General features: G+C 67.1%; 32 protein-coding genes and 1 pseudogene. 17 read left to right on the forward strand and 16 right to left on the reverse strand.

Going from position 1 to position 25,339, the window contains the following annotated elements; all coding sequences use genetic code 11:
• Nucleotides 1-2 precede the first annotated feature (2 nt).
• A complete protein-coding gene (locus SNAS_RS23465; protein ID WP_013019960.1) occupies nt 3-602 on the forward strand; it encodes a DUF305 domain-containing protein in 600 nt (199 codons plus the stop codon).
• Nucleotides 603-609: 7 nt separating this feature from the next.
• Here the strand turns inward: SNAS_RS23465 and SNAS_RS23470 are convergent, their stop codons facing one another.
• Nucleotides 610-1,200 carry a DUF1877 family protein gene (locus SNAS_RS23470; RefSeq protein WP_013019961.1) on the reverse strand — a complete coding sequence of 197 codons (591 nt, stop codon included), beginning with the start codon at nt 1,198-1,200 and terminating at the stop codon, nt 610-612.
• Nucleotides 1,201-1,256: 56 nt separating this feature from the next.
• Here SNAS_RS23470 and SNAS_RS23475 point away from each other — a divergent pair, with 56 nt between their 5' ends.
• A complete protein-coding gene (locus SNAS_RS23475) occupies nt 1,257-1,859 on the forward strand; it encodes a DUF1989 domain-containing protein (protein ID WP_013019962.1) in 603 nt (200 codons plus the stop codon).
• Between the two features lie 74 nt (nt 1,860-1,933).
• Here SNAS_RS23475 and SNAS_RS23480 read toward each other — a convergent pair whose 3' ends face one another.
• Complete coding sequence (locus tag SNAS_RS23480; protein ID WP_013019963.1) at nt 1,934-2,242, reverse strand: hypothetical protein; 309 nt, start codon at nt 2,240-2,242, stop codon at nt 1,934-1,936.
• Between the two features lie 346 nt (nt 2,243-2,588).
• Between SNAS_RS23480 and SNAS_RS23485 the strand changes: the two genes are divergently transcribed.
• From SNAS_RS23485 to SNAS_RS33170, 3 genes are all read left to right on the forward strand, one after another.
• Nucleotides 2,589-3,419: a helix-turn-helix domain-containing protein gene (locus SNAS_RS23485; RefSeq protein WP_013019964.1), complete on the forward strand. Its 831-nt coding sequence runs from the start codon at nt 2,589-2,591 to the stop codon at nt 3,417-3,419.
• Nucleotides 3,403-3,576 (forward strand): DUF397 domain-containing protein, encoded by a 174-nt coding sequence (locus SNAS_RS34385; protein ID WP_013019965.1) that lies wholly within the window; start codon nt 3,403-3,405, stop codon nt 3,574-3,576. The genes SNAS_RS23485 and SNAS_RS34385 overlap by 17 nt, the downstream gene beginning before the upstream one ends.
• A gap of 217 nt (nt 3,577-3,793) precedes the next feature.
• A complete protein-coding gene (locus tag SNAS_RS33170; protein ID WP_013019966.1) occupies nt 3,794-5,968 on the forward strand; it encodes a M91 family zinc metallopeptidase in 2,175 nt (724 codons plus the stop codon).
• Nucleotides 5,969-5,972: 4 nt separating this feature from the next.
• Here the strand turns inward: SNAS_RS33170 and SNAS_RS33175 are convergent, their stop codons facing one another.
• Nucleotides 5,973-6,941, reverse strand: a complete 969-nt coding sequence (locus SNAS_RS33175) for a hypothetical protein (protein ID WP_013019967.1) — start codon at nt 6,939-6,941, stop codon at nt 5,973-5,975.
• 166 nt (nt 6,942-7,107) lie between these two features.
• Here SNAS_RS33175 and SNAS_RS23500 point away from each other — a divergent pair, with 166 nt between their 5' ends.
• From SNAS_RS23500 to SNAS_RS36355, 3 genes are all read left to right on the forward strand, one after another.
• Nucleotides 7,108-7,698: a PadR family transcriptional regulator gene (locus SNAS_RS23500; RefSeq protein ID WP_013019968.1), complete on the forward strand. Its 591-nt coding sequence runs from the start codon at nt 7,108-7,110 to the stop codon at nt 7,696-7,698.
• Between the two features lie 133 nt (nt 7,699-7,831).
• Nucleotides 7,832-8,236 (forward strand): SgcJ/EcaC family oxidoreductase, encoded by a 405-nt coding sequence (locus SNAS_RS23505; protein WP_013019969.1) that lies wholly within the window; start codon nt 7,832-7,834, stop codon nt 8,234-8,236.
• Nucleotides 8,233-8,691, forward strand: coding sequence for a hypothetical protein (locus SNAS_RS36355; protein WP_013019970.1), 459 nt, complete (start codon nt 8,233-8,235; stop codon nt 8,689-8,691). Before SNAS_RS23505 ends, SNAS_RS36355 begins: the two co-directional genes overlap by 4 nt.
• Nucleotides 8,692-8,719: 28 nt before the next feature.
• Here the strand turns inward: SNAS_RS36355 and SNAS_RS33180 are convergent, their stop codons facing one another.
• The 5 genes from SNAS_RS33180 to SNAS_RS23535 all read right to left on the reverse strand — a co-directional run bounded on the left by SNAS_RS33180 (nt 8,720) and on the right by SNAS_RS23535 (nt 13,196).
• On the reverse strand, nt 8,720-9,724 hold the full coding sequence (locus SNAS_RS33180) for a phosphotransferase family protein (RefSeq protein ID WP_244409179.1): 1,005 nt from the start codon (nt 9,722-9,724) through the stop codon (nt 8,720-8,722).
• Between the two features lie 21 nt (nt 9,725-9,745).
• Nucleotides 9,746-10,987, reverse strand: coding sequence for an RNA polymerase sigma factor (locus SNAS_RS23520; RefSeq protein ID WP_013019972.1), 1,242 nt, complete (start codon nt 10,985-10,987; stop codon nt 9,746-9,748).
• A gap of 38 nt (nt 10,988-11,025) precedes the next feature.
• A complete protein-coding gene (locus tag SNAS_RS23525; RefSeq protein WP_013019973.1) occupies nt 11,026-11,418 on the reverse strand; it encodes a YciI family protein in 393 nt (130 codons plus the stop codon).
• An 84-nt stretch (nt 11,419-11,502) separates the two neighbouring features.
• A complete protein-coding gene (locus SNAS_RS23530; protein ID WP_013019974.1) occupies nt 11,503-12,288 on the reverse strand; it encodes an ABC transporter permease in 786 nt (261 codons plus the stop codon).
• Nucleotides 12,285-13,196, reverse strand: coding sequence for an ATP-binding cassette domain-containing protein (locus tag SNAS_RS23535; RefSeq protein WP_244409059.1), 912 nt, complete (start codon nt 13,194-13,196; stop codon nt 12,285-12,287). Before SNAS_RS23535 ends, SNAS_RS23530 begins: the two co-directional genes overlap by 4 nt.
• A 74-nt stretch (nt 13,197-13,270) precedes the next feature.
• Here SNAS_RS23535 and SNAS_RS23540 point away from each other — a divergent pair, with 74 nt between their 5' ends.
• Nucleotides 13,271-14,029: a TetR/AcrR family transcriptional regulator gene (locus SNAS_RS23540; RefSeq protein WP_013019976.1), complete on the forward strand. Its 759-nt coding sequence runs from the start codon at nt 13,271-13,273 to the stop codon at nt 14,027-14,029.
• A 350-nt stretch (nt 14,030-14,379) separates the two neighbouring features.
• Nucleotides 14,380-15,354 carry an NAD(P)-dependent alcohol dehydrogenase gene (locus tag SNAS_RS23545; protein ID WP_013019977.1) on the forward strand — a complete coding sequence of 325 codons (975 nt, stop codon included), beginning with the start codon at nt 14,380-14,382 and terminating at the stop codon, nt 15,352-15,354.
• Between the two features lie 5 nt (nt 15,355-15,359).
• Here SNAS_RS23545 and SNAS_RS23550 read toward each other — a convergent pair whose 3' ends face one another.
• The 5 genes from SNAS_RS23550 to SNAS_RS23570 all read right to left on the reverse strand — a co-directional run bounded on the left by SNAS_RS23550 (nt 15,360) and on the right by SNAS_RS23570 (nt 18,136).
• Nucleotides 15,360-15,857: a hypothetical protein gene (locus SNAS_RS23550; protein ID WP_013019978.1), complete on the reverse strand. Its 498-nt coding sequence runs from the start codon at nt 15,855-15,857 to the stop codon at nt 15,360-15,362.
• A 9-nt stretch (nt 15,858-15,866) separates the two neighbouring features.
• Complete coding sequence (locus SNAS_RS23555) at nt 15,867-16,919, reverse strand: hypothetical protein (protein WP_013019979.1); 1,053 nt, start codon at nt 16,917-16,919, stop codon at nt 15,867-15,869.
• A gap of 32 nt (nt 16,920-16,951) precedes the next feature.
• Nucleotides 16,952-17,407, reverse strand: a complete 456-nt coding sequence (locus SNAS_RS23560) for a hypothetical protein (RefSeq protein ID WP_013019980.1) — start codon at nt 17,405-17,407, stop codon at nt 16,952-16,954.
• Between the two features lie 7 nt (nt 17,408-17,414).
• Nucleotides 17,415-17,597 carry a hypothetical protein gene (locus SNAS_RS23565; protein ID WP_013019981.1) on the reverse strand — a complete coding sequence of 61 codons (183 nt, stop codon included), beginning with the start codon at nt 17,595-17,597 and terminating at the stop codon, nt 17,415-17,417.
• Between the two features lie 77 nt (nt 17,598-17,674).
• Entirely contained in the window at nt 17,675-18,136 is a 462-nt protein-coding gene (locus SNAS_RS23570) for an OsmC family protein (protein WP_013019982.1), read from the reverse strand.
• Nucleotides 18,137-18,305: 169 nt separating this feature from the next.
• Between SNAS_RS23570 and SNAS_RS23575 the strand changes: the two genes are divergently transcribed.
• Entirely contained in the window at nt 18,306-18,716 is a 411-nt protein-coding gene (locus SNAS_RS23575) for a DoxX family protein (RefSeq protein ID WP_013019983.1), read from the forward strand.
• 8 nt (nt 18,717-18,724) lie between these two features.
• Here the strand turns inward: SNAS_RS23575 and SNAS_RS23580 are convergent, their stop codons facing one another.
• Nucleotides 18,725-19,561: an alpha/beta fold hydrolase gene (locus SNAS_RS23580; protein WP_013019984.1), complete on the reverse strand. Its 837-nt coding sequence runs from the start codon at nt 19,559-19,561 to the stop codon at nt 18,725-18,727.
• Nucleotides 19,562-19,624: 63 nt separating this feature from the next.
• On the opposite strand from SNAS_RS23580, the gene SNAS_RS23585 reads away from it, so the two are divergent.
• On the forward strand, nt 19,625-20,125 hold the full coding sequence (locus SNAS_RS23585) for a GNAT family N-acetyltransferase (protein WP_013019985.1): 501 nt from the start codon (nt 19,625-19,627) through the stop codon (nt 20,123-20,125).
• Between the two features lie 22 nt (nt 20,126-20,147).
• Here SNAS_RS23585 and SNAS_RS23590 read toward each other — a convergent pair whose 3' ends face one another.
• The gene (locus SNAS_RS23590; protein ID WP_013019986.1) at nt 20,148-20,462 is read right to left on the reverse strand and encodes a rhodanese-like domain-containing protein; all 315 of its coding nucleotides are present in this window, start codon (nt 20,460-20,462) and stop codon (nt 20,148-20,150) included.
• Nucleotides 20,463-20,480: 18 nt separating this feature from the next.
• On the opposite strand from SNAS_RS23590, the gene SNAS_RS23595 reads away from it, so the two are divergent.
• The 3 genes from SNAS_RS23595 (at nt 20,481) to SNAS_RS36915 (ending at nt 22,644) form a co-directional block, all read left to right on the forward strand.
• Nucleotides 20,481-21,143, forward strand: a complete 663-nt coding sequence (locus SNAS_RS23595; protein ID WP_013019987.1) for a TetR/AcrR family transcriptional regulator — start codon at nt 20,481-20,483, stop codon at nt 21,141-21,143.
• Entirely contained in the window at nt 21,140-21,529 is a 390-nt protein-coding gene (locus tag SNAS_RS23600) for a VOC family protein (RefSeq protein WP_013019988.1), read from the forward strand. Before SNAS_RS23595 ends, SNAS_RS23600 begins: the two co-directional genes overlap by 4 nt.
• 89 nt (nt 21,530-21,618) lie before the next feature.
• Entirely contained in the window at nt 21,619-22,644 is a 1,026-nt protein-coding gene (locus tag SNAS_RS36915; protein WP_041625134.1) for an adenosine deaminase, read from the forward strand.
• Between the two features lie 221 nt (nt 22,645-22,865).
• Here the strand turns inward: SNAS_RS36915 and SNAS_RS36920 are convergent.
• Nucleotides 22,866-23,789, reverse strand: a pseudogene (locus tag SNAS_RS36920) (FAD-dependent oxidoreductase); the annotation flags it as partial.
• Nucleotides 23,790-23,864: 75 nt separating this feature from the next.
• Here SNAS_RS36920 and SNAS_RS23615 point away from each other — a divergent pair.
• Both SNAS_RS23615 and SNAS_RS23620 read left to right on the forward strand, forming a co-directional pair.
• The gene (locus tag SNAS_RS23615; protein ID WP_013019990.1) at nt 23,865-24,473 is read left to right on the forward strand and encodes a TetR/AcrR family transcriptional regulator; all 609 of its coding nucleotides are present in this window, start codon (nt 23,865-23,867) and stop codon (nt 24,471-24,473) included.
• Between the two features lie 65 nt (nt 24,474-24,538).
• Nucleotides 24,539-25,333 (forward strand): class I SAM-dependent methyltransferase, encoded by a 795-nt coding sequence (locus SNAS_RS23620; RefSeq protein WP_013019991.1) that lies wholly within the window; start codon nt 24,539-24,541, stop codon nt 25,331-25,333.
• Nucleotides 25,334-25,339: the final 6 nt, after the last annotated feature.

The following is a 25,339-nucleotide window of genomic DNA, read 5'->3' on the forward strand; positions in this document are numbered from 1 at the left end:
CGATGCGCCGCTACCTCAAAGCCGCCGCCGTCCTCGCCGCCGTCGCCCTCGTCGCGACAACCGCCTGGCTGTTCGTCGTCCCCGAGCCCACCCCCGCCGAGGACTCCCCCGAAGCCGGGTTCGCCCGCGACATGAACGTCCACCATGGCCAAGCGGTCGCGATGTCCATGTACGTGTACCGCAACGGTTCCGACTCGCGCATGCGCGACCTGGCCTACGACATCGCGCTGACCCAGCAGGCCCAGATCGGCATGATGAGCGGCTGGCTCGACGAATGGGGCCTGCCGCCCACCTCCACCGAACCACCGATGTCCTGGATGGACCACAACATGCCGATCCCCGACGACGGCCTCATGCCCGGCATGGCCACACAGGACCAACTCGGCGAGCTCTACGCCGCCAAGGGCTCCGAAGCCGACGCGATCTACAGCGAACTGATGATCACCCACCACGAGTACGGCATCCACATGGCCAAGGCGATCCGCGACCGCACCGACCTGCCCCGCGTCGACGACCTCGCCGAATCCATGGTGAAGGGACAGCGCAGCGAGATCAAAGCGCTTGAGCAGTACGGAGACCGCGACGTCGCCGACGAAGGCTGAACCGACGTCAGTACAGCTCCACGACCACGTCGAAATCGCTGTCGACCACGCTCCGATAGAAGTCGCCCAACTGCCGCAATCGCTCAAGGTTGGCGTCGAACGAGATCCCGTCGTCCCCACGAGGGGATACCTTGTAGACACCGAGCCGCGACATGTCCACCTTCGAGTACTCGGCCCGAACCCTGGCGACATCGAGCCGGTCGATCACCTCGACAGCCTCTGCCAGGAACTCACGCGACGAACACCGCCAAGGGAACCCCTGCCCGCTGACGGCATGCTCGGCGAACGGGTTGTCGCCGTGGACGATGCGATACGACAGCGACCGCTCTCGCCGCGCCCAGTCCTCCATGCGACGGTAAGCCACGGGATCGAGCAGGTACTCGACCTGGTTATAGGCCCGATCCAGAAACCCGACCCGCCATTCCAGCCCCTCGGGCCAGTCAGCCGTCAACCGCCGACTGATCTCGGGAATCGGCTCGGGATCGTCATAGAACGGCGGGTAGAAGCTCGCCGTCTCCCACAGCTGTGGATCCTCGCGGATCTCCCGCATCGCATCGGAGGCCAACCGCACCGGAGACGCCGACCAGTCCACACCCATGCCGGTGAATCTATACGAGGCATGCTTGGTGCCGCACCAGCGAAAGGACAAGCCCGATGACGAGAAACTGGCAGAGCCACACCGTCGAGGCCAAGAGCGTCAAGGCTTGGCGGCTGAACTCCGGCGACCTCCTCAGGATCACCGACATCGAGGGCGGCCAGACCGGCGATCTCTTCGCCGTCGCGGCCGACGACCTCGGCGACGGCCAGTCCAACGGCCGCAGCTTCGACTACGGCGGCACGATCCGGCTCACCACCGGCTCGACGATCTACTCGCGCCGCAGCCGTCCACTGTTGAAGATCATCGACGACAAGGTCGGCGTCCACGATTTCCTCTACGCGCCGTGCAGCCAGGAGATGTTCGAGATCCAGTACGGTGCCGACGGACCGGTGCCCAACTGCTTCGAGAACCTGAGCACCGCGCTGGCCGAGTTCGGCGTCCCGGCTTCGACGATCACCATCGCGTTCAACTACTTCATGAACGTCGACGTGTCGACGGCCGGGAAGCTCGACATCCGGACGCCGGTCGCCGTCGAGCCGGGCAAGAGCATGACCTTCGCGGCTGAGCGCGACCTCTTCGTGGCGGTCACCTCGTGCCCGGCCGCGACCTGCAACGACGGGAAGTTCCAGCCCGTCGTCGTCGACATCGGAACCGAGTGAGTGTGGCCGCCGCACCCCGCCCGGGGAGGTGGGGGTGCGGCGGCCGATTTTGGGTGAGAGGTGGGTCTGTGTCCTCAGCCGTCGCAGTCGCGGGTGCAGTACTGCGGCGGTGATTGCCGGTATTTGAAGTAGGTATCGGAGGCTTGCTCGATCAGCCAGGATTTCCAGTGCCGCATGTTGCCTATCCAGCGCGAGTTCCAGGACGCCAGTGGAAGTAGCGTCATGTTGTAGATGGTGCAGACCATCTCCGGCTCGGTGCCCGCCTCCACCGCCCAGACTCGGACGTTGTTGGGTGAGAGGCTGCTGGTGACGACGTATTCGCGGTGTGGTGACGGATCGCGGAAGCGTCCATATTCGATCATATTCTCGGTGGTGTGCCTCATGTGTTGTCCCCCTTGGCTTTCGAGCCTACGTCGCGCGGGCGACAGTTGGCTGTTGTCGAAGCACTGAGACCATTGTTAACTCAGAATCCTTACGGTGCAACGGATTTTGACGAGAACATGATGTCCGTCTGGTTTGGAACAGTCGTTGATGGACGCGGATGGGTGCGCGGGCCGGTTTCATTCTGGGACTTAAGACCCCAATCCGTATCGGAAATGTCCCCCGAAAAGGGCTAGCTGAAATCAGCTGCCGATATTGGGTTGCCGAAATCAGGTACTCAAAAACTGCAGGTCAACCTAGCTGTATTGGGTCTGGATTTTTGTCACTGGTTGACTCCATACTGTCGCCATGGCATCAGAAGCAATTTTTCCGCGCCGAGTACTCGGCGAGACCTTCAAACGATTCCGTCAAGCCAAAGGCTGGTCCGTGAATGGGGCGGCCAGGCAGCTTGGCGTATCACGGGACAGGCTGAAGAACATCGAGGACGGCAGCTCGCGACTGGCCATCGTGGATATTGTGGGTATATGCCGGATTTACGGGACATCTCAGGCGGAAGAGCAGGAACTCATCGCGTTGGCCGAGGCTACGACCAAGTACCGCTGGGTCGAGCAATACGGGCAAGGCATTCCGCAATACGCGCAGAAGTTCGTGAGCATGGAACAGCGCGCGACGCGCATGTTGATATACGAAGCCGAGTTCGTGACTGGACTGTTCCAAACCCCCGAATATCTACGCGCCAGCCACGCGCGCGACCATCGCTACAACGCGAAGTCCTCGGAAGAAATCATCGCGGCGCGGTTGGCTCGCCAACGAGCGCTGGCCAAGAGCGACAATCCGCCCCAGATCAGCGTGATTTTCAGCGAGGGGGTTCTCCGACGAATGACGAGCACCCCCGAGATCATGACCGATCAAGTCGAGCGGCTGCGCAAGGCCAACCGGCTCGCTTACGTCGACATCGCGATCTTGCCGTTTGACGCTGGTGTGCATCCGTCCATGTCAGGGCCATACATCGTGCTGGACTTCGCCGACGACGAGCCGTCGGTGGTCTACATCGAGTCCCGTGACGGCTGCCGATATGAAACTGGCCCCGACACAGTGGCGCTGTATCGTCAAGACTTTAGCGAGACCTTGCCGCTTACAGCACCACTGGAGGAGATCAAATATGGGACCGTGGCGTAAATCCAGCCGCAGCAACAATGCGGGCGGCGCATGCGTTGAGGCCCGCACCACGACCGGCCACTTCCAGCTCCGAGACAGCAAGCTCGGCGACTCGTCCCCGATCTTCAGCCTGACCGACAACGACTGGAAGGGCTTCCTCGCCCACGTCCGTCGCTAGTCCCCGACCATCCAAGGCCACCCGAAACCCTCGGGTGGCCTTGTCCATACCCGGTCCATAACGCAACCGCCGCAAGCCTTTCCCATTACCGAAGTCTTACCGCAAGTCCGATTTGTGAGATTGCGCTGTCCCCTCACGCCAGTATGATTCTGCATACCCCGATACCGCAACGCTTCCACCCCTTTCCAGTAACTTCTTGTCTCGTTGGGACTGTCCTGTGGGAATCAGCTTCGCTCAGCTCCGTAACCTCGACACCTCGAAACTCACCACCGCCGCCGACACCGCCGTGGCGGTCGGCAAAGACATGGAATCCCGCGCCGGTGACATCGTCGACGCCGCCAAGAACGGCAACGGTTCCGACTTCTGGAATGGCGCGGACGCCGACGCCCAGAACGCGCTCCTCAATACCTTCCCGGCGCCCCTGAACGCTGCCGGGAGCATCTTCAAGTCCTCGGCGGGCACCATCGACACTCTCGTGACCGAACTCGAAGCCGCCAAGTCCGACATCGAGACCGCGATCTCGTCCTACCCGCGGTTGATCGTCGGCAACGACGGCAGCGTCACCTACCCGCCCACCAACAGTGCCGAAGACGCGCAACAGATGCAGGCCCAGGCGCAGGACCTCGCCGCCAAACTGCGCGCCGCCGTCGACCGCGCCAACACCGCCGACACCACCGCGTCGTCCCAGTTGGCCGCCAACGACACCGGCGCCGGAAAACCCGTCCAGGTCCGGCTCCCCGACGGCTCGTACTACCTGACCACCGGCGACGGCAACAACAAGGTCAAGGTCACCAACGACGCCGACGGCAACCTCGTGGTCACCGTCGACGACAAGGAGTTCAAGTACGACAAGGGCACCAACCTGACCCTCAACAGCGGCAAGGGTGACGACGAGATCGACGTCGACAAGAGCGTCGACAACAACCTCACCCTCGCCACCGGGGACGGCAAGGACACCATCACCGACCACGACTCCAAGGGCAACCGCACCTTCGTCACCGGGGAAGGCGACGACACCGTCGCCACCACCGGCGACAACCGCAACATCTACACCGAGGGCGGCAACGACTCGGTCAAGGCCATCGGCGACAAGAACAACCTCGCGGGCGGCGGCGGAGACGACAACATCGAGACCACCGGCGGCAAGGTCTTCGGCGGCGACGGCAACGACACCATCAAGGCCGGGGACCACGACAACCCGTTCTACCGCGACAAACCCGAACACTCCACCGACATCTACGGCGGCGCTGGCGACGACAAGATCACCGGCAGCGACCAGAACGAGACCATCGTCGGTGGCGGCGGAGACGACGAGATCAGCGGCCGGGGCGGCACCGACATCATCTCCGGCAACAAGGGCAACGACGAGATCTACGGCAACGCCGGAAACGACAACATCGCGGGCGGCGACGGCCGCGACTACATCGACGGCCAGGACGGCGACGACCACATCACCGGCGGCGCCGACAACGACACGATCTACGGTCTCGACGGCCGCGACATCATGTCGGGCGACGGTGGCGACGACTACCTCGAAGGCGGCACCGGCAACGACGACATCAACGGCGGTGACGGCAAGGACGTCGTCTCCGGCGGTCGCGACAACGACTTCCTCGAGGGCGGCAAGGGCGACGACACCATCTACGCCGGACACGGCAAGGACCTCATCGACGCTGGCGAGGGCACCGACAAGGCCTTCGTCCAGGACGAGGACTACGTCGATCCCGACAAGGACGACAAGGTCCAGAAGGTCGAGGTCAAGGACACGAGCTTCATCGACGTGGAGGGCTCGGAGGAGTTCAAGGACCGCATCCGCGCCGACCTCGACATGTACGGGGCCTCCCCCACCGGTCACCACATGATCGACGCGCTGCGCAACCAGGTCTCGGAGTCGTCCAACGACTGGCTGCCCGGCGAGGACGACATCACCATCAGCGAGTACGACAAGGACAACGGCTCGGCCTACCCGTACCCGTGGATCGTCGGCGACGCGTCGGTGCCCAGCCCCGACGAGATCTTCAACGACAACCCGCACATCAAGGTCAATCCCGAGTTCCACCTTGACATGCCCAACGACGGCGACGGCCGACCGTCCACAATCCTCTACCACGAACTGTCGCACGCGTATGACCGCATGAACGACGGCGTCGACCACACCCCCTACTCCGACGCCGACCAGCCCGACTCCATGTACAACGACGACGGCGACCTGGAAGGGGTGCCCAACGGCGAACGCGCCGCCGCCGGGCTGCCCATCGACCACGACAACAACCCGGCGACCGACCCGATCCAGGACCCGAACCAGCCCTACCAGGTCACCGAGAACGGCCTGCGCGAGGAGATGGGCCTGCCGCTGCGTCCGACCTACGGAATCCCGACCCAGCCGAACTAGCCCGCTACGGGAACAAGATGTCGCCGTAGGCCGCCAGCGACGGCGTCGCCGCGCTCGACAACTGGTAGACCGGCTGCTGATCCGGAGCCAGCGCGTTCCCCGTCGCCGGATCCTGCCAGGTCGAGCCCGCCTGCGGTCGTCCCGCGTACACCCGGTAGCCGCCACCGACCCATACCGCGAACGGATCCGCCGAGCCCCAGGTGCCGTAGTTCGGCCGGTTGCCGGGCTGGTTGGTGACGACGAACTCCGGGCCCCAGCTGTGACCGTGATCCGTTGAGACGGAACCGAACAGCCCGCCCCCGCCCGGCTTGACGAACGTGACCATCAGCTTCGCGGTCCCGAAACTGGGGAAACCCACCAGACTGGGCAGACCCAGGCACTGGTGCGGCAGGACGACCCGGTTGTCGAGGTCGAAGTTGAACCCGTCGCTCGACCAGGCCATGATGATGCTGTCGCCGTCCCTGGTGAGCAGATAGATGTCGGCGGTGTGCGAGTTGGACATGTAGATCCCGTTGACGCCGTACGGAAGTCCACTGAACAGCGCCCCGGCGTTCTCCCACTTCTGGCCGTCGTGGATCGCGTGGTAGATCTTGGGATCGGGTTGGCCGTAGTTGTCGAGGTGCCCGGCCCAGTACAGGTGCAGCCGATCGCCCTTGGCGATGAGACAGGGCCGATTCGCCGTCTGGTTGAACCTCATCTCGGGGTCGAGGACGTTGGCCACCGGTGCCCACGTGTTGCCGTCGAAGCGGGTCCACCAGATGCTGCGGTCCGTGGTTCCGCTCGCGAACACACCGCCGTAGACCATGTAGAGCTGGTCGTTGAAGACCGCCAGCCACGGCCCCGCTTTGGAGTTCGCACCCGGGACCTCGTTCATCCCGTTCCAGTTGTTGCCGTCGTAGGTTCTCGACCACCAGATGCGTTGGTCGTCGGTGTGATCGTGGGGAGTGAATCGTCCGGCCATGTACAACGGCATCTCTGCCTCCTCAAGGCTTCTCCGATTTGAGCGTATGGCCGCCCGTTGTGACGCACAACGTAATTACCCCGCTGCCCTGTGTCGGATTTCGGCGTGCCAGTTGCCGATTTCCGACAGATAGTGCATGATGCACTAAAGCATCTTGCACTAGCATCGGAGGCGAGACATGGCGGGACGCAGAACCGGACCGGACCTGGTGGCGCTCACCGTCCTGGCCATCCTCAGCCGAGGCCCCCGGCACGCGTACGACCTGCACCGCTTCATCGTCGACACCCACAAGGACTACGTGACCGGCCTACCCCGCAGCCTCTACCACGCGGTCGCCCGACTCGCCGACGACGGCCACATCGCCCCCGTCGAGACCAGCCGCGCCGGACGCCGTCCCGAGCGCACCGTCTACGAACTGACCGCGACCGGCGAAACCGAACTGACGCATCGCCTCCAAACGCTGCTGACCACGATCGGCCGCGACACCACCGGCTTCGTCGCCGCGCTGTCGCTCATGGGCGGCCTGCCCCGCGAGACCGCCGCATCAGCACTTCGCGAGCGGGCCGCGGCACTGCGCACCCGCGTCGAAGGCGCGAAACAAACGCTCGCGGACCTCACCGAACACGGCGTTCCGCGACTGCCGTTGCTGGAGCTCGAATACGAGCACTCCCGTTACGCGTCCGAACTGGACTGGGTCGAGCGGATCCTCGCCGACCTCCACAACGGAACCATCGACTGGGAGGTGCCACTGCCACCGACGACCGCATGACGGTCGGTGCGGGTGCTGCAACACCCGCACCGACCCACGATCCGAACTCGCACCGCACGGCGGCGCAGGTGTCCGTGATTCGCTCGATCGCGACCCTAGCCGATCCGTCGTGCCCACCCATACGGAGAAAGCTATGGAAACCCCGATCAACCAGACCCTCACCGAGCTCAACGACTCCTGGAACCGCGGCGACGCCGAGGCTTACGCGGCGGTGTTCACTCCCGAAGCCGACTACATCACCTTCTTCGGGCAGCGCCTGCGAGGACGTCAAGCCATTGAGGACACGCACCGCTTCCTCTTCGAGGGGCCGCTCAAGGGCTCGCGAATGACCGACAGCGGCGAGCCCACCATCCGCATGCTCAGCCCCGACGTCGGCTTCGTCATCGCGGTCGGCGGCGCCATCCTCGACGACGGCACCTCGCTGCCCGACGACCGCGTCTCGATCGTCAGTCTCACAGCGGTCCGCGACGGCGACCGCTGGCGGTTCGCCTCGTTCCAGAACACCCGCCGCACCCAGCCGCCGGGAGCACCCCGATGAAGCCCAAGTTCGAAGCCACAGCCATCCTCGAACTCCCGCTCGCGCAAGCCGAAGCGGCCATCCTCGACGTCAGGACGGGGCCGCCCGGCCAGGGCCACGTATGGCTACTGGGCGACACCACCGGAGCCGTAACCGGTGGGCCGCAACGCTTCACGGCGATGCTCGGCAACTACCGGCTCACGGTGGACGTCGACCGCGAACGCCGAACCATCGCCACCCAAGGCGGCTGGTGGTACCGAGGCGAGTACGCCCTCGAACCCGCCGGACCCCACACGCGCGTGACCCATCGCGTGTACAACGTCGCGGGCCCAGCCACCCGCTGGGGAGTGCCGCTGGCCAACCGGCTGTTCATCGGCTTCCAGGCCCAGACCCGCGCGTCGTTCGCCGACACCGTGCGCGACATGGGAAAGCGCTTGGGGTGCCGAGTCTCGCTGCCCGACCCCGTCGCGACCTGAACTCGCGGCCCGCGCTGGCGGCACTGGGCTAGCCCAGTGCCGCCAGCGCCTTGGCCAACAGCTCCTCGTGCACCTGTGGCAACGGCGGGGGCTCGTCGTGCGTCATGCCAAGCTTGTCCACAAGCAACGTCACCTCGGCCGCCGGATGGTACGTCGCCCCCGCCAAGTCCTCCCACAGCGCCGTGAACTGCATCGCGGGCTCGAACCCGCACTCCTGCAACAGTTCCAGCCGACACCAGCCCACGTCTATCGACGGCGGGCCCGCACAGGCCGACTGCCAGTCCACGACGCCGCTGACCTTCCCGCCCCGCCACAACACGTTCCCCGGGTGATAGTCGCGGTGGATCAGCACGCTTGGCTCACCGACCGGCCGCTGGAACAGCTCCAGCGCCCGCTCCCACAGCTTCGGCCGCCGCAACCACGGCGGCGGCTCATACCGTTCCGGCTCATAAGCTTCGAACGCCGCGACGCCGTCAGCCCAAGCCCCCGCCGGTGAGCCGCCACCGTCGGGGCTAGGCAAGGCCGAGCCCGCCGCAGCCGAACCAGCCCGTGCACCGTCAACACCAGGGCTCGACCCAGCCGCACCAGCCTCGCCACCCGCTCTTACCGCGTGCAGCACCGGCAACACCTCCGCCAAGCCCCGCAACCAGTTCTCCTCGTGCGGCCGCCACACCGGCCGCCCCGGCAGTCGCTCCATCAACAGCGCGGGCACATCGGGCCCACCATCCGCCGCCCGCCGCTTCAGCCCGTCGCTGCCCAGCAGTCGCGGCGTTGGTAGCTCCACATCGTCCAGCAGCCGCAGCACCACGTCCTCGCGCTCCACAATGTCCGGCACATCGTCCAGCACCTCCGACAGCACGTACCGCCGCAACACCGCCTGCCGCGTTCTCCCGTCCGCCAACCGCAAGCTCAGCTGATGCACCGCCGAGGTCATCCCGCCGGTGAACGCCCGTACCCGGGTCACCTCCCCGCCCAGCACGCGCTCCGCCCACGCAAGCGCCGCTCGTGGGGGTCGCTCCCGCTGCACTTCCACGCCCAAGCCTCACTCCTGTCGTCAGTGCGCGGACAACCCCGCGGCCCGGTCCCGAAGGTAACGCTGTTGTGGACGGTTGGTCGCCCGCCGGGCCGCCGCGAGATACTCCTCACGCGCCGCTTCCTTCTCCCCCAGCCGTTCCAGCAGATGCGCCCGCACCGCCGAAAGCCGGTAGTCCCCCGCCAACCGTTCCCGCCCGCGCAGCTCCTCCAACCGCCGCAGGCCCTCCCGCTCCCCGTCGGCCATCGCGACCGCTACCGCGTGGTTGAGCTCCACCATCGGGTTGTCCCAGATGCGCAGCAGCAGCTCGTACAGCGCTTTGATCTGCGCCCAGTCGGTGTCCTCGGCCGAGGCAGCCTCGTCGTGGAGCGCGGCGATCGCCGCCTGCAACTGGTACGGCCCCGTGGGCCCCACCGGCAGCGCCCGGGTGATGAGCTCCGTTCCCTCAGCGATCGCGTCGGCCCTCCACAGCGATCTGTCCTGCTCGGACATGGGAATCAGCGCCCCGTCGGGTGTCGCGCGGGCCGGGCTTCTCGCGTCGGTGAGCAGCATCAGAGCCAGCAGCCCCGAGACCTCGCCGTCGTCGGGCACGAGCTTGTGGACGGTTCGTGCCAACCGGATGGCCTCGGTGGCCAGTTCGACGCGTTGCAGTTCACCGCTGGATGTGCTGGCGTAGCCCTCGTTGAAGATCAGGTACAGCACGTGCAGGACGGCCGAGAGCCGCCCAGCGCGTTCGGTTCCGTCCGGCATCCGGAACCGCGCGCCGCTGTCGGCGATGGTCTGCTTGGCGCGGGTGATGCGCCGCGTCATCGTCGACTCGGGAACCAGGAACGCCCGCGCGATCTCGGCCGTCGTGAGACCACCGACGGCTCGCAGGGTCAGCGCGATCTGCGAGGCGGTGCTCAGTTCCGGGTGGCAGCACAGGAACAGCAGCACCAGCGTGTCGTCGGCGGCGACCTGCGGCTCGTCGGCGGCGGGCGCCAGCCGGTCCGCCGAGATCGTCCACTGTGCTACTTGGTCTTCGCGTCGGCGGCGGGCCTGTTCGGCGCGCAGCAGGTCGGTCAATCGCCGCGACGCGACCGTGATCAGCCAACCGCGCGGGTCCCGTGGCTCGCCCTCGGCGGGCCATCGGGTCGCCGCCGCCAGCAATGCTTCCTGGACGGCGTCTTCGGCGAGCGCGAAGTTACCGTAGCGGCGCACGACGGCGCCGAGGACCCGGGGCGCGAGGTCGCGCAGCAGGTCCTCGGCGTGGCGGCCCGTCATCGGCGGGTCCGGGTCGGTGCCGTGTCGGCCGCCATCGGCTACAGCTCCGGGGCCGGTTCGTCGCCGAGGACCGGGCGGACATACACCGCCGTGTCGTGCCCGGGTGCCCGCGCCAGCCGAGCCGCGATCTCGGTGGCACGGTCGAAGCTGTCGCACTCGACCATCCAGTACCCGGCGAGCACTTCCTGGGTCTCGGCGTAGGGGCCGTCGGTCACGACCGGGACCCCGTCCTTCAGGACGACCTGCCGGGTGTGGACCGGTGCGGCCAAGCCGACCGCGTCGATGAACTCGCCGGACTTCTCCAGATCGGCGTTCATGTCCGTCATGGCCTTCTCCAGCCCGGCCTGGTGCTCGTCTCTCCAGCTCGGGTCGTCCCCGAACATCTGGTCGTAACCCTGCTGCGAGGCGTGGACCAGGATCATGTACTTCATCGGTTTCCCTTTCGCCGTTGTCGAGCCTGTCACCCCATAGGTCGAAGCCGGACGGACCGGACCGGACACGCCGCCGAAAATTTCTCAGTGCCGGATCCGGCGCCACCGTACCGCCGTGCCGATCACGCCCAGGACCAGCAGTCCGGCGCACCACGCGATCGCCTGCCAGCCGTAGTCGCCCAGCGGCGTGCCCATGAGCAGGCTGCGCAGCGTCTCCCCGATCGGCGTGAACGGCTGGTACTCGGCGATGGGCCGCAACCATTCCGGCAGCGTGTGGATCGGCACGAACGTGCTGGACACGTAGGGCAGGAACAGGAAGAAGAACCCCGGAACCGCCGCTCCCTCAACGGATTTGGCGACCAGACCGTACATGGACGACAGCGTCGCCACCGCCAGGACGAAGAATGCCATCACGCCCGCGACGGCCAGCCAGTCGGTCGCGCTGGCACGCGGGTCGAAGCCGATGAGCAGCGCGGTGACGATGACCATCGCCACCGACACGAGGTTGCGCAGCACGGCGGCGAGGACGTGCCCGACGACCACGGCGGCGGGCAGCACGTTCATCGTCCTGAACCGCGAGATGACGCCCTGCTTCATGTCGCTGGTGACGCTGGTGGCCGTCATCGACGCTCCATAGCCGACACACATCAGCAGCACGCCGGGGACGACATAGTCGACGTAGTCGAAGCCCTCGGATTCGATCGCGCCGCCGAACACCGTCGTCATGAGCAGCAGCACCATCACCGGCAGGAACGCCCCGATGAGGAGACTGTCGACATTGCGCACGGCGTGGCGCAGGCTGCGGCCGGTCATCACCGCCGCGTCGGCGAACGGTCGGTATCCGGTTCCGGGCAGGGTCGTGGTGCTCATGCACTGGCTCCTTCGGACTGCCGGGCCGCGGCCTGGCCGGTGAGGGTGAAGAAGACGTCGTCGAGGCTCGGAGTGCGGATCTCTACGGCGGCAACCAAATCGGCGCCGTCGACGCCGAGCATCGCCTCCCGGATCCCCGCGAAACTCCCGTCGGTGGGCAGGTTCAGCGACCGCCCGTCGGAGTATTCGATGTGGACGATCTCGGTGCCCACCCGCCGTTTCAGATCGGCGGGGCTGCCTTCGGCGACGATGCGCCCGCCGTCCAGCAGCGCCAGCCCGTCGGCGAGCTGGTCCGCCTCGTCCAGGTACTGGGTCGTCAACAGGATGGTGACCCCGTCGCGGGCCAGCTCGCGGACGAACTCCCACACCGCTGCCCGGCTGCGCGGGTCCAGCCCCGTGGTGGGTTCGTCCAGGAACAGCACCCGCGGCCGGATCAGCATGCTGATCGCCAGGTCCAGCCGCCGCTTCATGCCCCCGGAATAGCCGCGCACCCGACGATCGGCGGCCTGGGCGAGGTCGAAGCCGTCCAGCATCGCGTCCACTCGCGACCGCAGCCGCGCCCGGGGCACCCGGTTCAGCCGGGCGAACATCGTCAGGTTCTCGCGACCGGTCAGCAGCTCGTCCACGGCGGCGAACTGCCCGGTCACGGCGATCTCGCGCCGCACCCGGGCCGGTTCGGAGCGCACGTCGTGCCCCATCACCGTCGCGCTGCCGCCGTCGAACGGGATCAACGTGCTCAACACGTTGACGATCGTGGTCTTCCCCGCCCCGTTGGGGCCCAGCAGCGCGAACACCGATCCCGCCGGCACCGTCAGGTCCACCTCGTCGATCACCAGGTTCGCGCCATAACTCTTACGCAATCGCCGCAGCTCAACCGCGGCATCGCTCTCCATCAATGTGTATGCCATACGCTCAGCGTACGCCATACACTAGAAATCGGCAACCGTAGACTGTTCGCAACCTGACGGCGGAGGCACACACAGTGGAACCAACACCCGCGGCGATCCGCGCGGCCCAACGCGGCACCACCAAACGCACCCCCCGCGTCGAGCTGTCCCTGGACCGCATCGTCACCGCCGCCATCCACCTGGCCGACCGCGACGGCCTGCCCGGCATCTCGATGGCCAAGGTCGCCAAGGAACTCGGCTTCGCCACCATGTCCCTCTACCGCCATCTGGACTCCAAAGAGGAACTGCTCCTCCACGCCCAAGACTCAGCGATCGGCCCACCCCCGGCCAACATCGCCACCGCCCCCGACTGGCGCACCTGCCTCACCCGCTGGACCCGCGAACTGGTCACCGCCTACCGCCGCCACCCCTGGGCCGCCGAAATCCCCGTCACCGGCCCACCCCTCCTCCCCCGCAGCCTCGAATGGCTCAACGCGGGCCTCACCACCCTCCGCACCCTCCCCCTCCAACCCCTCGAAAAACTCTCCACAATGTCCCTCCTCGGCGGCTACGCCCGCACCGAAGTAACCCTGCGCGCCATCATCGACAAAGAAGCCGCCCTCGACCCCAACGCCCGCCCCGACCTCGAATACGAATCCCAACTCCGCACCCTCACGGCCCACCGCGACCTCCCCGCCCTCACCGAAATGCTCGCCACGGGTGACATCTTCACCCTCCCCAGCGACACCCCCACCGACGACGGCGACGACTTCATGGTCGACTTCGGCCTCGAACGCATCCTCGACGGCATCCAAGCCCTGATAACGCGTCGCGAAGGCTCCCGGAGAAAATAAGGCCCGCCCTGGCGGCACGGGGGAACGGCCAGGGCGGGGGCGCGCGGATCGCGTCACTGTAAACACTCCGCGCGTGTGGCTCGGGGTTCTGCACGGGGAACGAACGCCGAGCCGGGTGCTCACCGCGGCCCGGGAAGACGGCGGCGAGGTTGCACCATGGTGTAACCGCGATAGTAGCTCGGGTTTGAGAAAACTGTCAATGCTCGAATACGCATTGTTCTTGCGGCGCCGACGATCGGGGAACTCGGCGCCTACTTTGTGCCCTACCACCTGGTTATGGGCCCCGAATACGGTTTGTCGGACCCGGCGCCGTCCCTGACGCGGCCCGGCAGATGATGAGGAATCGCGTTATGAAGGCGATCATGCAGGACCGCTACGGGACGGTCGACGTACTTCAGTTGCGGGACATCGACAAGCCGGTTCCCGGCGACGATGAGGTGCTGATTCGGGTGCGGGCCGCCGGGGTCGATCCCGGGGTGTGGCACTTCATGACGGGGTTGCCGCTGTTCGCGCGGCTGTTCCTGGGCCTGCGCAAGCCCCGGGCGGCCGTGCGGGGCCGCGACGTCGCCGGTGAGGTGGTGTCGGTGGGCGGCAACGTTTCCGAGTTCACGACCGGCGACAAGGTGTTCGGCACCTGCGGTGGGTCGTTCGCCGAGTTCGTCGCCGTCAAGCCGAATCGCTTGGCGCCCATACCATCCGGCGTGTCGTTCGTTCAGGCCGCCGCGGTGCCGGTGTCGGGTTGCACGGCGCTGCTGGCGCTTCGCGACGCCGCCAAGATCGCCGAGGGCGAACGGTGTCTGATCATCGGCGCGGCCGGGGGTGTGGGCACCTACGCCGTGCAGTTGGCCAAGGCGTTCGGGGCCACGGTCACCGGCGTGTGCAGCACCTCGAAGGTCGGCCTGGTGACCTCGATCGGCGCCGACGCTGTCATCGACTACGTGAAGGAGGACTTCGCCGACCGGCCCGAACGCTACGACGTGATCATCGACCTGGCAGGGAACCGGCCGCTGCCGCGACTGCGTCAGGTGCTGACCGAGCGGGGCCGGCTGGTGCTCGCCGGCGGCGAGGACGGCGGCCGGGTGCTGGGCGGTATGGAACGCAACCTCGGGGCCGCTTTGCTGTCGCCGTGGGTGAAGCAGCGACTGAACTGGTTCATATCCAAAGAGGACCCGAAGGACCTGCGTCGGCTGGCCGAACTGATCGAGGCCAAGGACATCATGCCGGTCATCGACCGGACCTATCCGCTTTCCGAAGCCGCCGAGGCCATCCGGCACCTCAAAGCCGGTAACGCCCGAGGCAAGCTCGTCATCGACATGGACGCCTGACCCCGTCATTCCGGGCGCTGTCGGCGCAGGATGAACAGCTTCCGCTGGTACTCGGCGGTGGCGGCATGGACGGCGGAGAGGGTTTCGTCGACGAACCGTCCTACCGACAGCGAACGGATGATGTTGTCCGCCAACGCGAATCGCCAATCGGTCAGCCCGCGCGTCCACACCCGGACCCAGTCCTGGCCGGACGACGCCTGCGCCGTCAGTTCGCGGGCCTCGGCCGCCAACCGGGTGCGAGGGCCGTCGCGTCCGGGGTGGCCGCCCAGGCCGTGACGTTCCCGGAAGTCCCGCCGGGCCTCGCGGTAGGCGCCGAAGGCCGTCGTCACCACCGTGCTCAGTTGCGATTCCAGTTCGCAGGCGGTGTAGTCGGTGTAGGTGCGCGGCAGCAGCCGCAACCGCAGCGTCTGTCCTTTCACCACGGTCGCGGTGATGACGCCGTCCGGGGACACCGCTTCGGCGACCAGCGACTCCAGGGTTCGGTACCACTCGCGCCGGGACATGGCGATCGGCTAGCCGGGTCGCAGGTCGGAGTAGATCTCGCCGTCGGCCGTCAGGTCGGTCAACGGTTGAGCGACGACGAAGCAGTTCGCCATGACCCGGGCCTCTGGGGACCGTTCCGACTCCTCACGTACGAGGTCGTTCTGTTCCTTCAGGTGATCCGCGATCCGACGCGAGTCCTCTTTGTACTGTCGGTGCATGTCACCGATCGCCGAGGCCATCTTCGCCAGCACGTGGGCGGGCATCGCCGTGTTGGAGGCAAGGTTGTTGCCGCCGTCCTGGGGCTCGTAGAAGTGGTCGGCCGCGCTGATGGCGGTTCCCGTCAGTGTCAACGCGACCGCCGCTCCGGCCGGAGTCCCCAGACCCAGCAGCGTCACTCCCGCTCCGGCCGCCCACAGCGCGTGGCCGAAGTCGATGCCGTCGTCGGTGATCCCCTGGCCCGAGTAGCCGGTTTCGTCGAGCGCGTCGATGGTGTTGTCGATGATGCTGGTGAGCGTCTTTCGCTTGGCATGGTTGATGTCGCGGATGGCGTAGGTGGCCGACGCGAGGACTCCCAGGATCTTGCCGAGGTTGCCGGTGACGATCTTGAGGTCGGCGGCGTACACGGCCAGCCGGTCCTTGAAGTCGCCGGACCATTCGTCCAACGCGGAGTCGATGTTGGTGAAGGGTTCCGAGGCCGCCGGGTCGCTGAGGGAGAACGACTCGGAGTGGTCCGCGTCGATGGACGTGTAGCTGGGGAAGCCCAATGTGGTCAGTATCGCCTCGATGTCGTTGACCCGGTTGATGATGCGACTGGGCGAGGGCTTGGTGCGTTTCAGGATCCGGTCGGTGAGGCCGCGGTAGTACTCGCTAACTTCGGCGCGGGCGTCGGCTCCCGCGCCGCCGCCGGAGCCCCCCAGGCACTCGTCGGCGCCGCGGGCGTGCGACAGTGCGCATTGGATGCGGAACGCCTGTTCCTGTCCGTCCCCGCCCGCATCGGACGGGAAGAACGTGTGCTCCATCGCCAGGTCGTGGATCTCGTCGGCCTTGGCGGCCAGTTCCGAGGCGTCATAGGGCGCGGACATGCCTGTCTCCTTTCTCGTTCACGGGTGCTTGGTCACTCGGGCCGGTACACGACGTCGTCGAAGTCGTCGCCCAGGCTCAGATCGGTGAGCCTCGGATCGGGGATCGTGACCGGGTCGGGGGCGCCGATACCCGCGTCCTGCTGTTCGAAGGCCGGGATCAGGTCGGCGGCGGTGGCGACACCGCTGGCGTTGGCGCGGTCGGTGTCGAGGAAGTCCCCGATCGCCTGGTTGACGGCGTCGCGGACGCTCCACAGCCGGTTCTCGTTGACCAGGAGGATGCGGCTTATGGTGTCGCGCAGGTATTCCCAGGGGACGGCGGGTTCGTTGTCGTGCCCGACCTCGTCCTCGTGCTGAAAGGTCTCGTCTCCCAGGGCCAGCAGTTCGACGAGCTTGAGCCGCGCGTCGCCGAGCCGGGTCGCGATCGCGGGAACGTGTTCATCGGCGATCTTGCGCAGGTAGGCCAGATCGCCGCCGGTCACCTCATTCATGGGCGCCTCACCGGTTCGCCCAGTGGTCGAAGCGGATCCGGGCCGCGCGGGCGCGCATGCCCCGGCGCAGCGCCACCGGACCGGGATCGTGCTCGGTCTCGGTGTCGCTCTTACGGCCGCCGATGACCGGTGGGACGGTGGGCCGGTCGCAGACCCACTCGTAGGTCTTCTCGTCGCTTGGGTGGTTCATCGCTTCGTCCTCCTTGTGAGTGAAGCGGTATCGCTTGTCTCACAACGAGTCTCACCCCGGACGGTTTCAAGGCGGTTTCAGTGGGGCTTCGCCGCGTCCATCTCGGTCTGGATGTCGATCTCGCCCGACAGGGTGCGGTGCACCGGGCAGCGGTCGGCGATCTGGAGCAGCCGGGTGCGCTGCTCCTCGTCCAGTGGGCCCTCCAGCCGGATCACCCGGGTTATCTGACTGACCATTCCGGCCTCGGTCTCGCAGTTGGCGCAGTCGGTGGCGTGGATGCGGTCGTGCCGCAGCGACACCGACACCTTCTCCAACGGCCACTTCTTGCGGTCGGCGTACATCTGCAGCGTCATGGAGGTGCACGAGCCCAACGCCGCCAGCAGCAGGTCGTACGGGGAGGCACCGGTGTCGGTGCCGGTGGGCTGCGGCTCGTCGGCGGTCAGTTCGTGGGCACCGGCGCGGATGCGCTGCACGAAGCTTCCCGGTCCGGTTCCGGTGACCGTCACCAGGCCCTCGTTCGGCTCGCCGCTGTTCGTCATCGTCGGTCCCTCCATTCACTGTGGTTGCCCAAACCGTGCCACAACTCGACCGATTCCAGCGCGTGAACCAGATCACGGCGAAGTTTTTCCGACGCCACCGATGAGTTCGGCGCGGACGCGTCGTCATAACCGGCGACAACGAAACACTGATGCCCGGAAAGGCCCTGTCATGACCACCAACTCCTCCCCCGTCCCCGTTGCCCGCCCCGGTAAGGCCCTGAACATCACCCTCTGGGTCGTGCAGAGCCTGTTGGCCGTGTTCATGCTCGGCGCCGCCGCCGTACCGAAGCTGGTCGGTGAGGCCACGGCCGTGTCGATCTTCAACGACATGGGCCTCGGCGACTGGTTCCGTTACTTCGTCGGTGTCGTCGAGCTGGCCGGTGCCATCGGACTGGTGATCCCCCGGTTGGCCTCGGCCGCCGGTATCGGACTGATGCTGCTGATGATCGGTGCCACCTTCACCAACCTGTTCTGGATCGACACCCCGCAGGCGGCCGTCACCACCGTGATCCTGGGCGCGATCTCCGGCTGGATCGCCTGGGGACGCCGCGCCCACCTGGCGACTCTGCTCAAGCGATGACCACTGTCTCAGCGACCGAGGGCGGCGAGGAACTCCAGCCCCTCGGTCGCTGAGTTCATGACCGAGATGTGCCCGTCCCCGGGCAGCAGCCGCAGCCGCGCGTTGGGCAGGTGTTCGACCAGCCAAACGCCGTGGCTGCTCGGAATCAGCCGGTCCTTCGCACCATGCATGACCAGTGTGGACACGGTGACGTCGCGCGGGTCGAAGCCCCAGTCGCCGACGTTGGCGAGATCATCGTCGATCAGAGGGGACGGACCGTTGGCCGCCGCCGCGCGCACCACCTCGTTGAACCAGGACCACTGTCCATTCAGCGCTTCATAGTCGGCGGGGATGAACATCGCCTCGTCGAACTCGGCGGTCTCCTCGTACTTCTCCTTGGCGGCACGTCCGGCCGCCGACGCCCGCAGCGAGGCCGCCGCGCCGTCGGCCATCCCGGCGAACCAGTCCAGTCCCTCGGCGTCGAACGGCGCCAGCGCCGAGGCGGCGACCACGCCGGTGACCCGCTCGGGCAGCAACGCGGCGCAGGCCAGCGCGTGCGGGCCGCCGCTGGAGTGGCCCATGACCGCGAACCGGTCGATGCCCAGCGCGTCGGCGATCGCGGCGACGTCACCGGCGGCCGAGGCGAAGTCGCGTCCCGGCCGGGGCGTCGAAGTACCGTAGCCGGGGCGGTCGTAGGAGACCCAGCGGATGCCCAGCCGCTCGGATTCGACGAACAGCGGCGCCGGGGGCGCGCCGACGTTGGGGGTGCCGTGATGCCACACGACCGGCATCCGGTCCTCGCCGCCGGTGTCGTAGCCGTGCAGGGTGCGGCCGTCGGCGAGTGTGACGTCGAATTCTTTAACCATGTGGCGACCATATGACTCAGCTGCGACATATACCCGAAACACGAGCCGGATAGGTTCCGCGGTATGACGACAACCGTTTCGATCCGCATCATCGACGTCAAGCTCGACACACCGACGGCGCGCGAGTTGATCGGTGAGCTCAATGTGGAACTGGCCCGGCAGTACCCGGAGGAGGGCGCCAACCACTTCCGGCTCGACCCCGACGAGGTCGCCCCCGGTAAGGGCGCGTTCCTCGTCGCCGAGGACACCGAGTCCGGCCGGGCGCTGGGCTGCGGGGCGATCCGGGTGCTGACTCCCGACACCGCCGAGCTCAAGCGCATGTACGTGCGGCCGGTCGCGCGCGGCCGCGGCGTCGGTTCGACGCTGCTGCGGGCGCTGGAGGAACGGGCCGTCGCTCTCGGGGTCGAACGGCTGGTGCTGGAGACCGGGACGCGGCAGGTTCCCGCGTTGGGGCTGTACTACGGCGCCGGTTACGCCGAGATCGAGCGGTTCGGCGAGTACGCCGACTCGCCGCTGAGCATGTGCCTGGCGAAGCCGCTGGTACCGGCGGGCGTGACCGGCTGATGGCCCGCCCGCCGGTGGGTTGCTATTCCAGCGGCAGCCCGGCGTCGGCCCAGTCCTCAATGCCCTCGCGGTACTTGCGGACGTTGGTGTAGCCGAGTTTCGTCAGCTTGTCGGCGACCTGTCCGCTGTTGGGGCAGGCCACGTTGGAGCAGTAGGTGACGATGGCGGCGTCGCGGTCGGGCAGCACTTCGGCGGCCCGCGCCTCGACCTCGCCGGGGGCCAGCGGGACGGCGCCCGGCAGGTGCCGCTTCGCGTGGTACTCGGCGCCCAGCGCGTCGACGACGGTCAGGTTCGCGATGTCCTTGGCCAGTTCGTCGCGGGTGATCAGCGCGGTCATGGCAAGCTCCTCAAAGATATGGACTACAGTCCGGTTGTGCCTGAGAAGAGTACCGGACCGCAGTCCGCTTATGTGGAGCTGTCGCAGTTGCGTACGCCACAGCCGTCCGAACGCGCCGACGCCGCCCGCAATCGCGCCGCCATCGTCGAGGCCGCCGCCCGGCTGTTCGCCGAACACGGCGTCGACGCGGTGTCCATGGACGCCATCGCCGCCGCCGCGGGCGTCGGCAAGGGAACGCTGTTCCGCCGCTTCGGCGACAAGAGCGGCCTGGCCAACGCGCTGCTGGACACCCGGGAACGGGAACTGCAACAGCGCATCCTCAGTGGCGAGCCGCCGCTGGGACCGGGAGCGCCACCCGGCGAACGACTCGAAGCGTTCACCGTCGCGTACCTGGACTACCTGCTGCCGCACGTCGAGCTGGTGCGGATGTCCGAGACGGCGTCGCCGGGAGCGCGGTACCGCATCGGCGCGTACCGGTTCTGGCACCGGCACGTGGCGATCCTGCTGACGGAAATGCGGGAGTTTCCCGATCCGGAGGTCGGCGCGCACGTGATACTGGCCCCGATGGCCGCCGAACTGGTCGCCGTCACGGCACGGGAACTGGGGACACGGCGGGTTCGCGACGGCGTCATCGAGCTCGTCCGTCGTGTGCTCCGCGACGAGACGAGGGAGCGATCATGAGGATCTACATCACGAGCGTCTATGTCGACGACCAGCAGAAGGCGCTGGCGTTCTACACCGAGAAACTGGGCTTCGTGAAGAAGACCGACGTTCCGGTGGGCGGCGGTGCCTCCTGGCTGACCGTCGTGTCGCCCGACGACACCGACGGCACCGAGCTGCTGCTGGAACCCGACGGGCACCCCGCGTCGAAGACGTTCAAGGCGGCGCTGGTCGCCGACGGCATCCCGCTGACCTCGTTCGCCGTGGCCGACATCCACGCGGAAGTCAAACGGCTCAAGGATCTCGGCGTGACGTTCACACAGGACCCGATGGACATGGGCACCGTCACCACCGCGGTGCTCGACGACACCTGCGGCAACCTGATCCAGATCGTGCAGCTGGCGTAGCGCTGTCGCCTGGGCCACCCGGCCCACCGGCCGCGGCCACACCGACTCTCACCGCCGTACGCTGTTGCGAACCATTCGAGGAGTGAGAGTTGACTGACCTGCGGAACTTCATCGCCGGACTGCCGAAGGCCGAACTGCACGTACACCACGTCGGTTCGGCCTCGCCGCGTATCGTCGCCGAGCTGGCCGCCCGGCACCCCAGCTCTAATGTGCCCACCGACCCCGAAGCGCTGGCGAAGTACTTCACCTTCCGCGACTTCGCGCACTTCATCGAGCTGTACCTGACCGTCGTGGACCTGATCCGCGACGCCGAGGACGTCCGGCTGCTGACCTTCGAGGTGGCGCGGGAACTGGGACGGCAGAACGTCCGCTACGCGGAACTGACCATCACGCCGTTCAGCTCCACCAAACGCGGCATCCCCGAGGTGGCGTTCATGGAGGCCATTGAGGACGCTCGTGTTTCGGCCGAACGCGAGCTGGGCGTCCAGCTGCGCTGGATCTTCGACATCCCCGGCGAACTGGGTATCCCCGCCGCCGAGGAGACCGCCCGGCTGGCCTGCGACCTGCGCCCCGAGGGACTGGTGGGCTTCGGTCTGGGCGGTCCCGAGATCGGCGTGGAGCGACCGCAGTTCAAGCCGTACTTCGACCGCGCCATCGCCGCCGGACTCCACAGTGTCCCGCACGCGGGTGAGACCACCGGGCCGCAGACCATCTGGGACGCGCTCACCGAGCTGCGGGCCGAGCGCATCGGCCACGGCACCTCAGCCACTCAGGACGAGAAACTGCTGCGGCACCTGGCGGACAACGACATCCCGCTGGAGGTGTGCCCGACGTCCAATCTGGCCACCCGCGCGGTGGAGTCGCTCGACGAGCACCCGATCCGCGAGATGGTGGCCGCCGGCGTGACGGTGACGATCAACAGCGACGACCCGCCGATGTTCGGCACCGACCTCAACAACGAGTACGCGGTGGCGGTCCGGCTGCTGGACCTGGACGTCGACGGCGTCGCTTCGCTGGCGAAGAACGCCGTCGACGTGTCCTTCATGGATGACGCGTCGAAGTCCGCGTTGCGGGCGGAGATCGACGAGTACACCCAGGGGTTCCTTAAGCCCTGAACCTGCAACTTGCGTTGCATGTAGCGCCGCACCGGCGCGGAGGAGGCCAACCGCAGCGGCAGCTGGGTCAGTTCCAGGACGAACTTGTTGCGGGGCGCGTAGACGCCCTTGACCCGGCGGCCCATCTTCTGCTTGCGCTCGGTCTCGGGCCGCAGTTGGGTCTCCCACTCCGCCAGCGCGGCGGGGATGTCGCCGGGGTGCCGCTCGATGGCCGAGCCCAGCAGGTCGGCGCCGCCGACGGCCAGCGAGGAGCCGTATCCGGCGAACAGCGTGACGCACCAGGCCGCGTCGCCGAGCAACACCACCCGGCCGTGGCTCCACCTGTCGACGACCATCTGGCTGATGGAGTCGAAGTAGACCGAGTCGGCGGTCTTCAGTTCCGCCAGCGCCTGTGGAACCAGCCAGGCCATGTCGCCGTACAGCCTCGGCAGCACGGTCTCGGGCCCCTCGTCGGTGTCAGCTCCGTCCACATCGGTGCGATAGCCGAAGAACGCGGAGGTGCGTCCGTCGCCGACGCTCATCATCGCGAAGGTGCGTCCGCCCTCGCTGATGGAGCCGGTCTCGCCTTCGCGCAACTCGGCCGGGCGGTTCTTCAGCATGAACACCGCGACCTTGTGGTCGAGGTCGAGCCGGTAGCCGTCCTCCGGGCCGAAGACCAGCGCGCGGGTGGCCGAGTGCAGGCCGTCGGCGCCGATGAGCAGGTCGGCGGCCTCGATGCTGCCGTCCGACAGGGTGGCGTAGACGGTGTCGTCGTCCTGGTCGATCGCGGTGACGGTGGTGCCGAACCGGAATTCGGCGTGGTCGCGGACCGCTTCGTACAGCACGGATTCGATGTCGCCGCGCAGGATGCCGAAGGACTTCTCGCCCATCGTCGCGGCGATGGTGGCGCCGTTCATGGCGAAGCGGCGCCGTCCGTCGACCTTGCGGTAGACCAGTTCACTGGTGACGAATTCCTTGTCCCGCAACGCGGACAGGATTCCCAGGTTCTCGGCGCCGTCGTAGCCTATGCCGCCGAAGGTGACGCCGTATCCGCCGCCGCGACGGCTGGGCGCCTTTTCGACCAGCAGGGTCTGCCAGCCGAGCTTTCGCAGCCGCAGTGCCGCCGACAGGCCCGCGATTCCGGCTCCGATGATCACTGCACGCATGTGGGTTATCCTTTGAGTTGAAGTTCAAAAAACCATATCATATTTTTGTTTTCAGAATCGAGAGGAATCCCACCCATGCCAGTGGCGTTCAGCGATGGCGAACGTGACCACATCACCGCCGAACTCAAAGCCGCAGGTCGACGGCTGTTCACCACCGTCGGACTGCGCAAGACCGCACTGGCCGACCTGGTGGTCTCGGCCGGGATCGTCAAGTCGACGTTCTACTCCTTCTTCGACTCCAAGGAGGCGCTGTACCTGGAGCTGCTGTTGGACCAGTTCGGCAACACCCGCCGCCTCACCGTCGAGGAAGGACTGAACGCGGGCACCGACACCCTCGACGCGCTGCGGCGCTACCTGCGCGGCGCGGTCACCGTCCTGGACACCGACCCCCTGTATCGCCGCCTGGTCACCCACCCCGAGGAGATGGCCATGGTCCAGCGCAAACTCGGCCCCGACGCCTTCGAACAGGCCGGAGACAGCGGCCTTTCCGACCTGATGGCCTTCGTCACCGACCGCCAAACCCGCGGCGAGCTGCCGAAAGGTGATCCGACGATCGTCGTCGGCGCCCTGCGAGCGGTGCTGCTCCTCCCCCTGCACGCCCACGAGTTCGGCGAGGACTACCCCAAGGTCCTCAATATGACGATCGACGCACTCACGGCCGGACTTGTCCACGATCCGAGATAATCCTCCCAAATACTGAAAGCACCGTCTACGTTGGGCACGAAACCCCAACGGCGAAAGGAAACCCCGTGACGGCCGTCTACACCCACGGACACCACACCTCGGTGCTGCGCTCCCACCGCTGGCGAACCGCCGAGAACTCGGCGGCCTACCTGCTGGACCACCTCGCACCGACCCAGCGACTGCTGGACGTGGGCTGCGGCCCGGGCACCATCACCGCCGACCTCGCCGCACGGGTCGCCGCCGTCACCGCCGTCGACACCTCCGCATCAGTACTGGCCGAAGCCCGCGCGTTCGGCGACGACCGCCAACTGACCAACGTGGACTACCAAGTCGCCGACGTCCACAGTCTCCCCTTCGACGACGACACCTTCGACGTCGTCCACGCGCACCAGGTCCTCCAACACGTCGCCGACCCGATCGCCGCACTACGCGAAATGCGCCGCGTATGCCGCCCCGGCGGAATCGTCGCCGCCCGAGACGCCGACTACGAAGCCATGACGTGGTACCCCGCCATCCCCGAACTCGACGAATGGCTGGACCTGTACCGCCGCGTCGCCCGCGACAACCACGGCGAACCCGACGCGGGCCGCCGCCTCCTGGCCTGGGCCCACGAGGCCGGATTCGAAACGGTCACCCCCTCCGCCGATGTCTGGTGCTACGCCACCCCCACCGATCGCGAGTGGTGGAGCGGCATGTGGGCCGAACGGATCACGAGCTCCGGCATCGCCACCACGTCCGTCGACAATGGCCACGCCAGCCCCGCCGATCTCCAACGTCTGTCCCAAGGCTGGCAACGCTGGGGCGCCGAAGCCGACGCCTGGTTCACCGTCCTACACGGCGAGATCGTCGCCGTGGCCTAGCCCCTC

The organism is Stackebrandtia nassauensis DSM 44728 (assembly GCF_000024545.1).
GTDB classification, from domain to species: domain Bacteria; phylum Actinomycetota; class Actinomycetes; order Mycobacteriales; family Micromonosporaceae; genus Stackebrandtia; species Stackebrandtia nassauensis.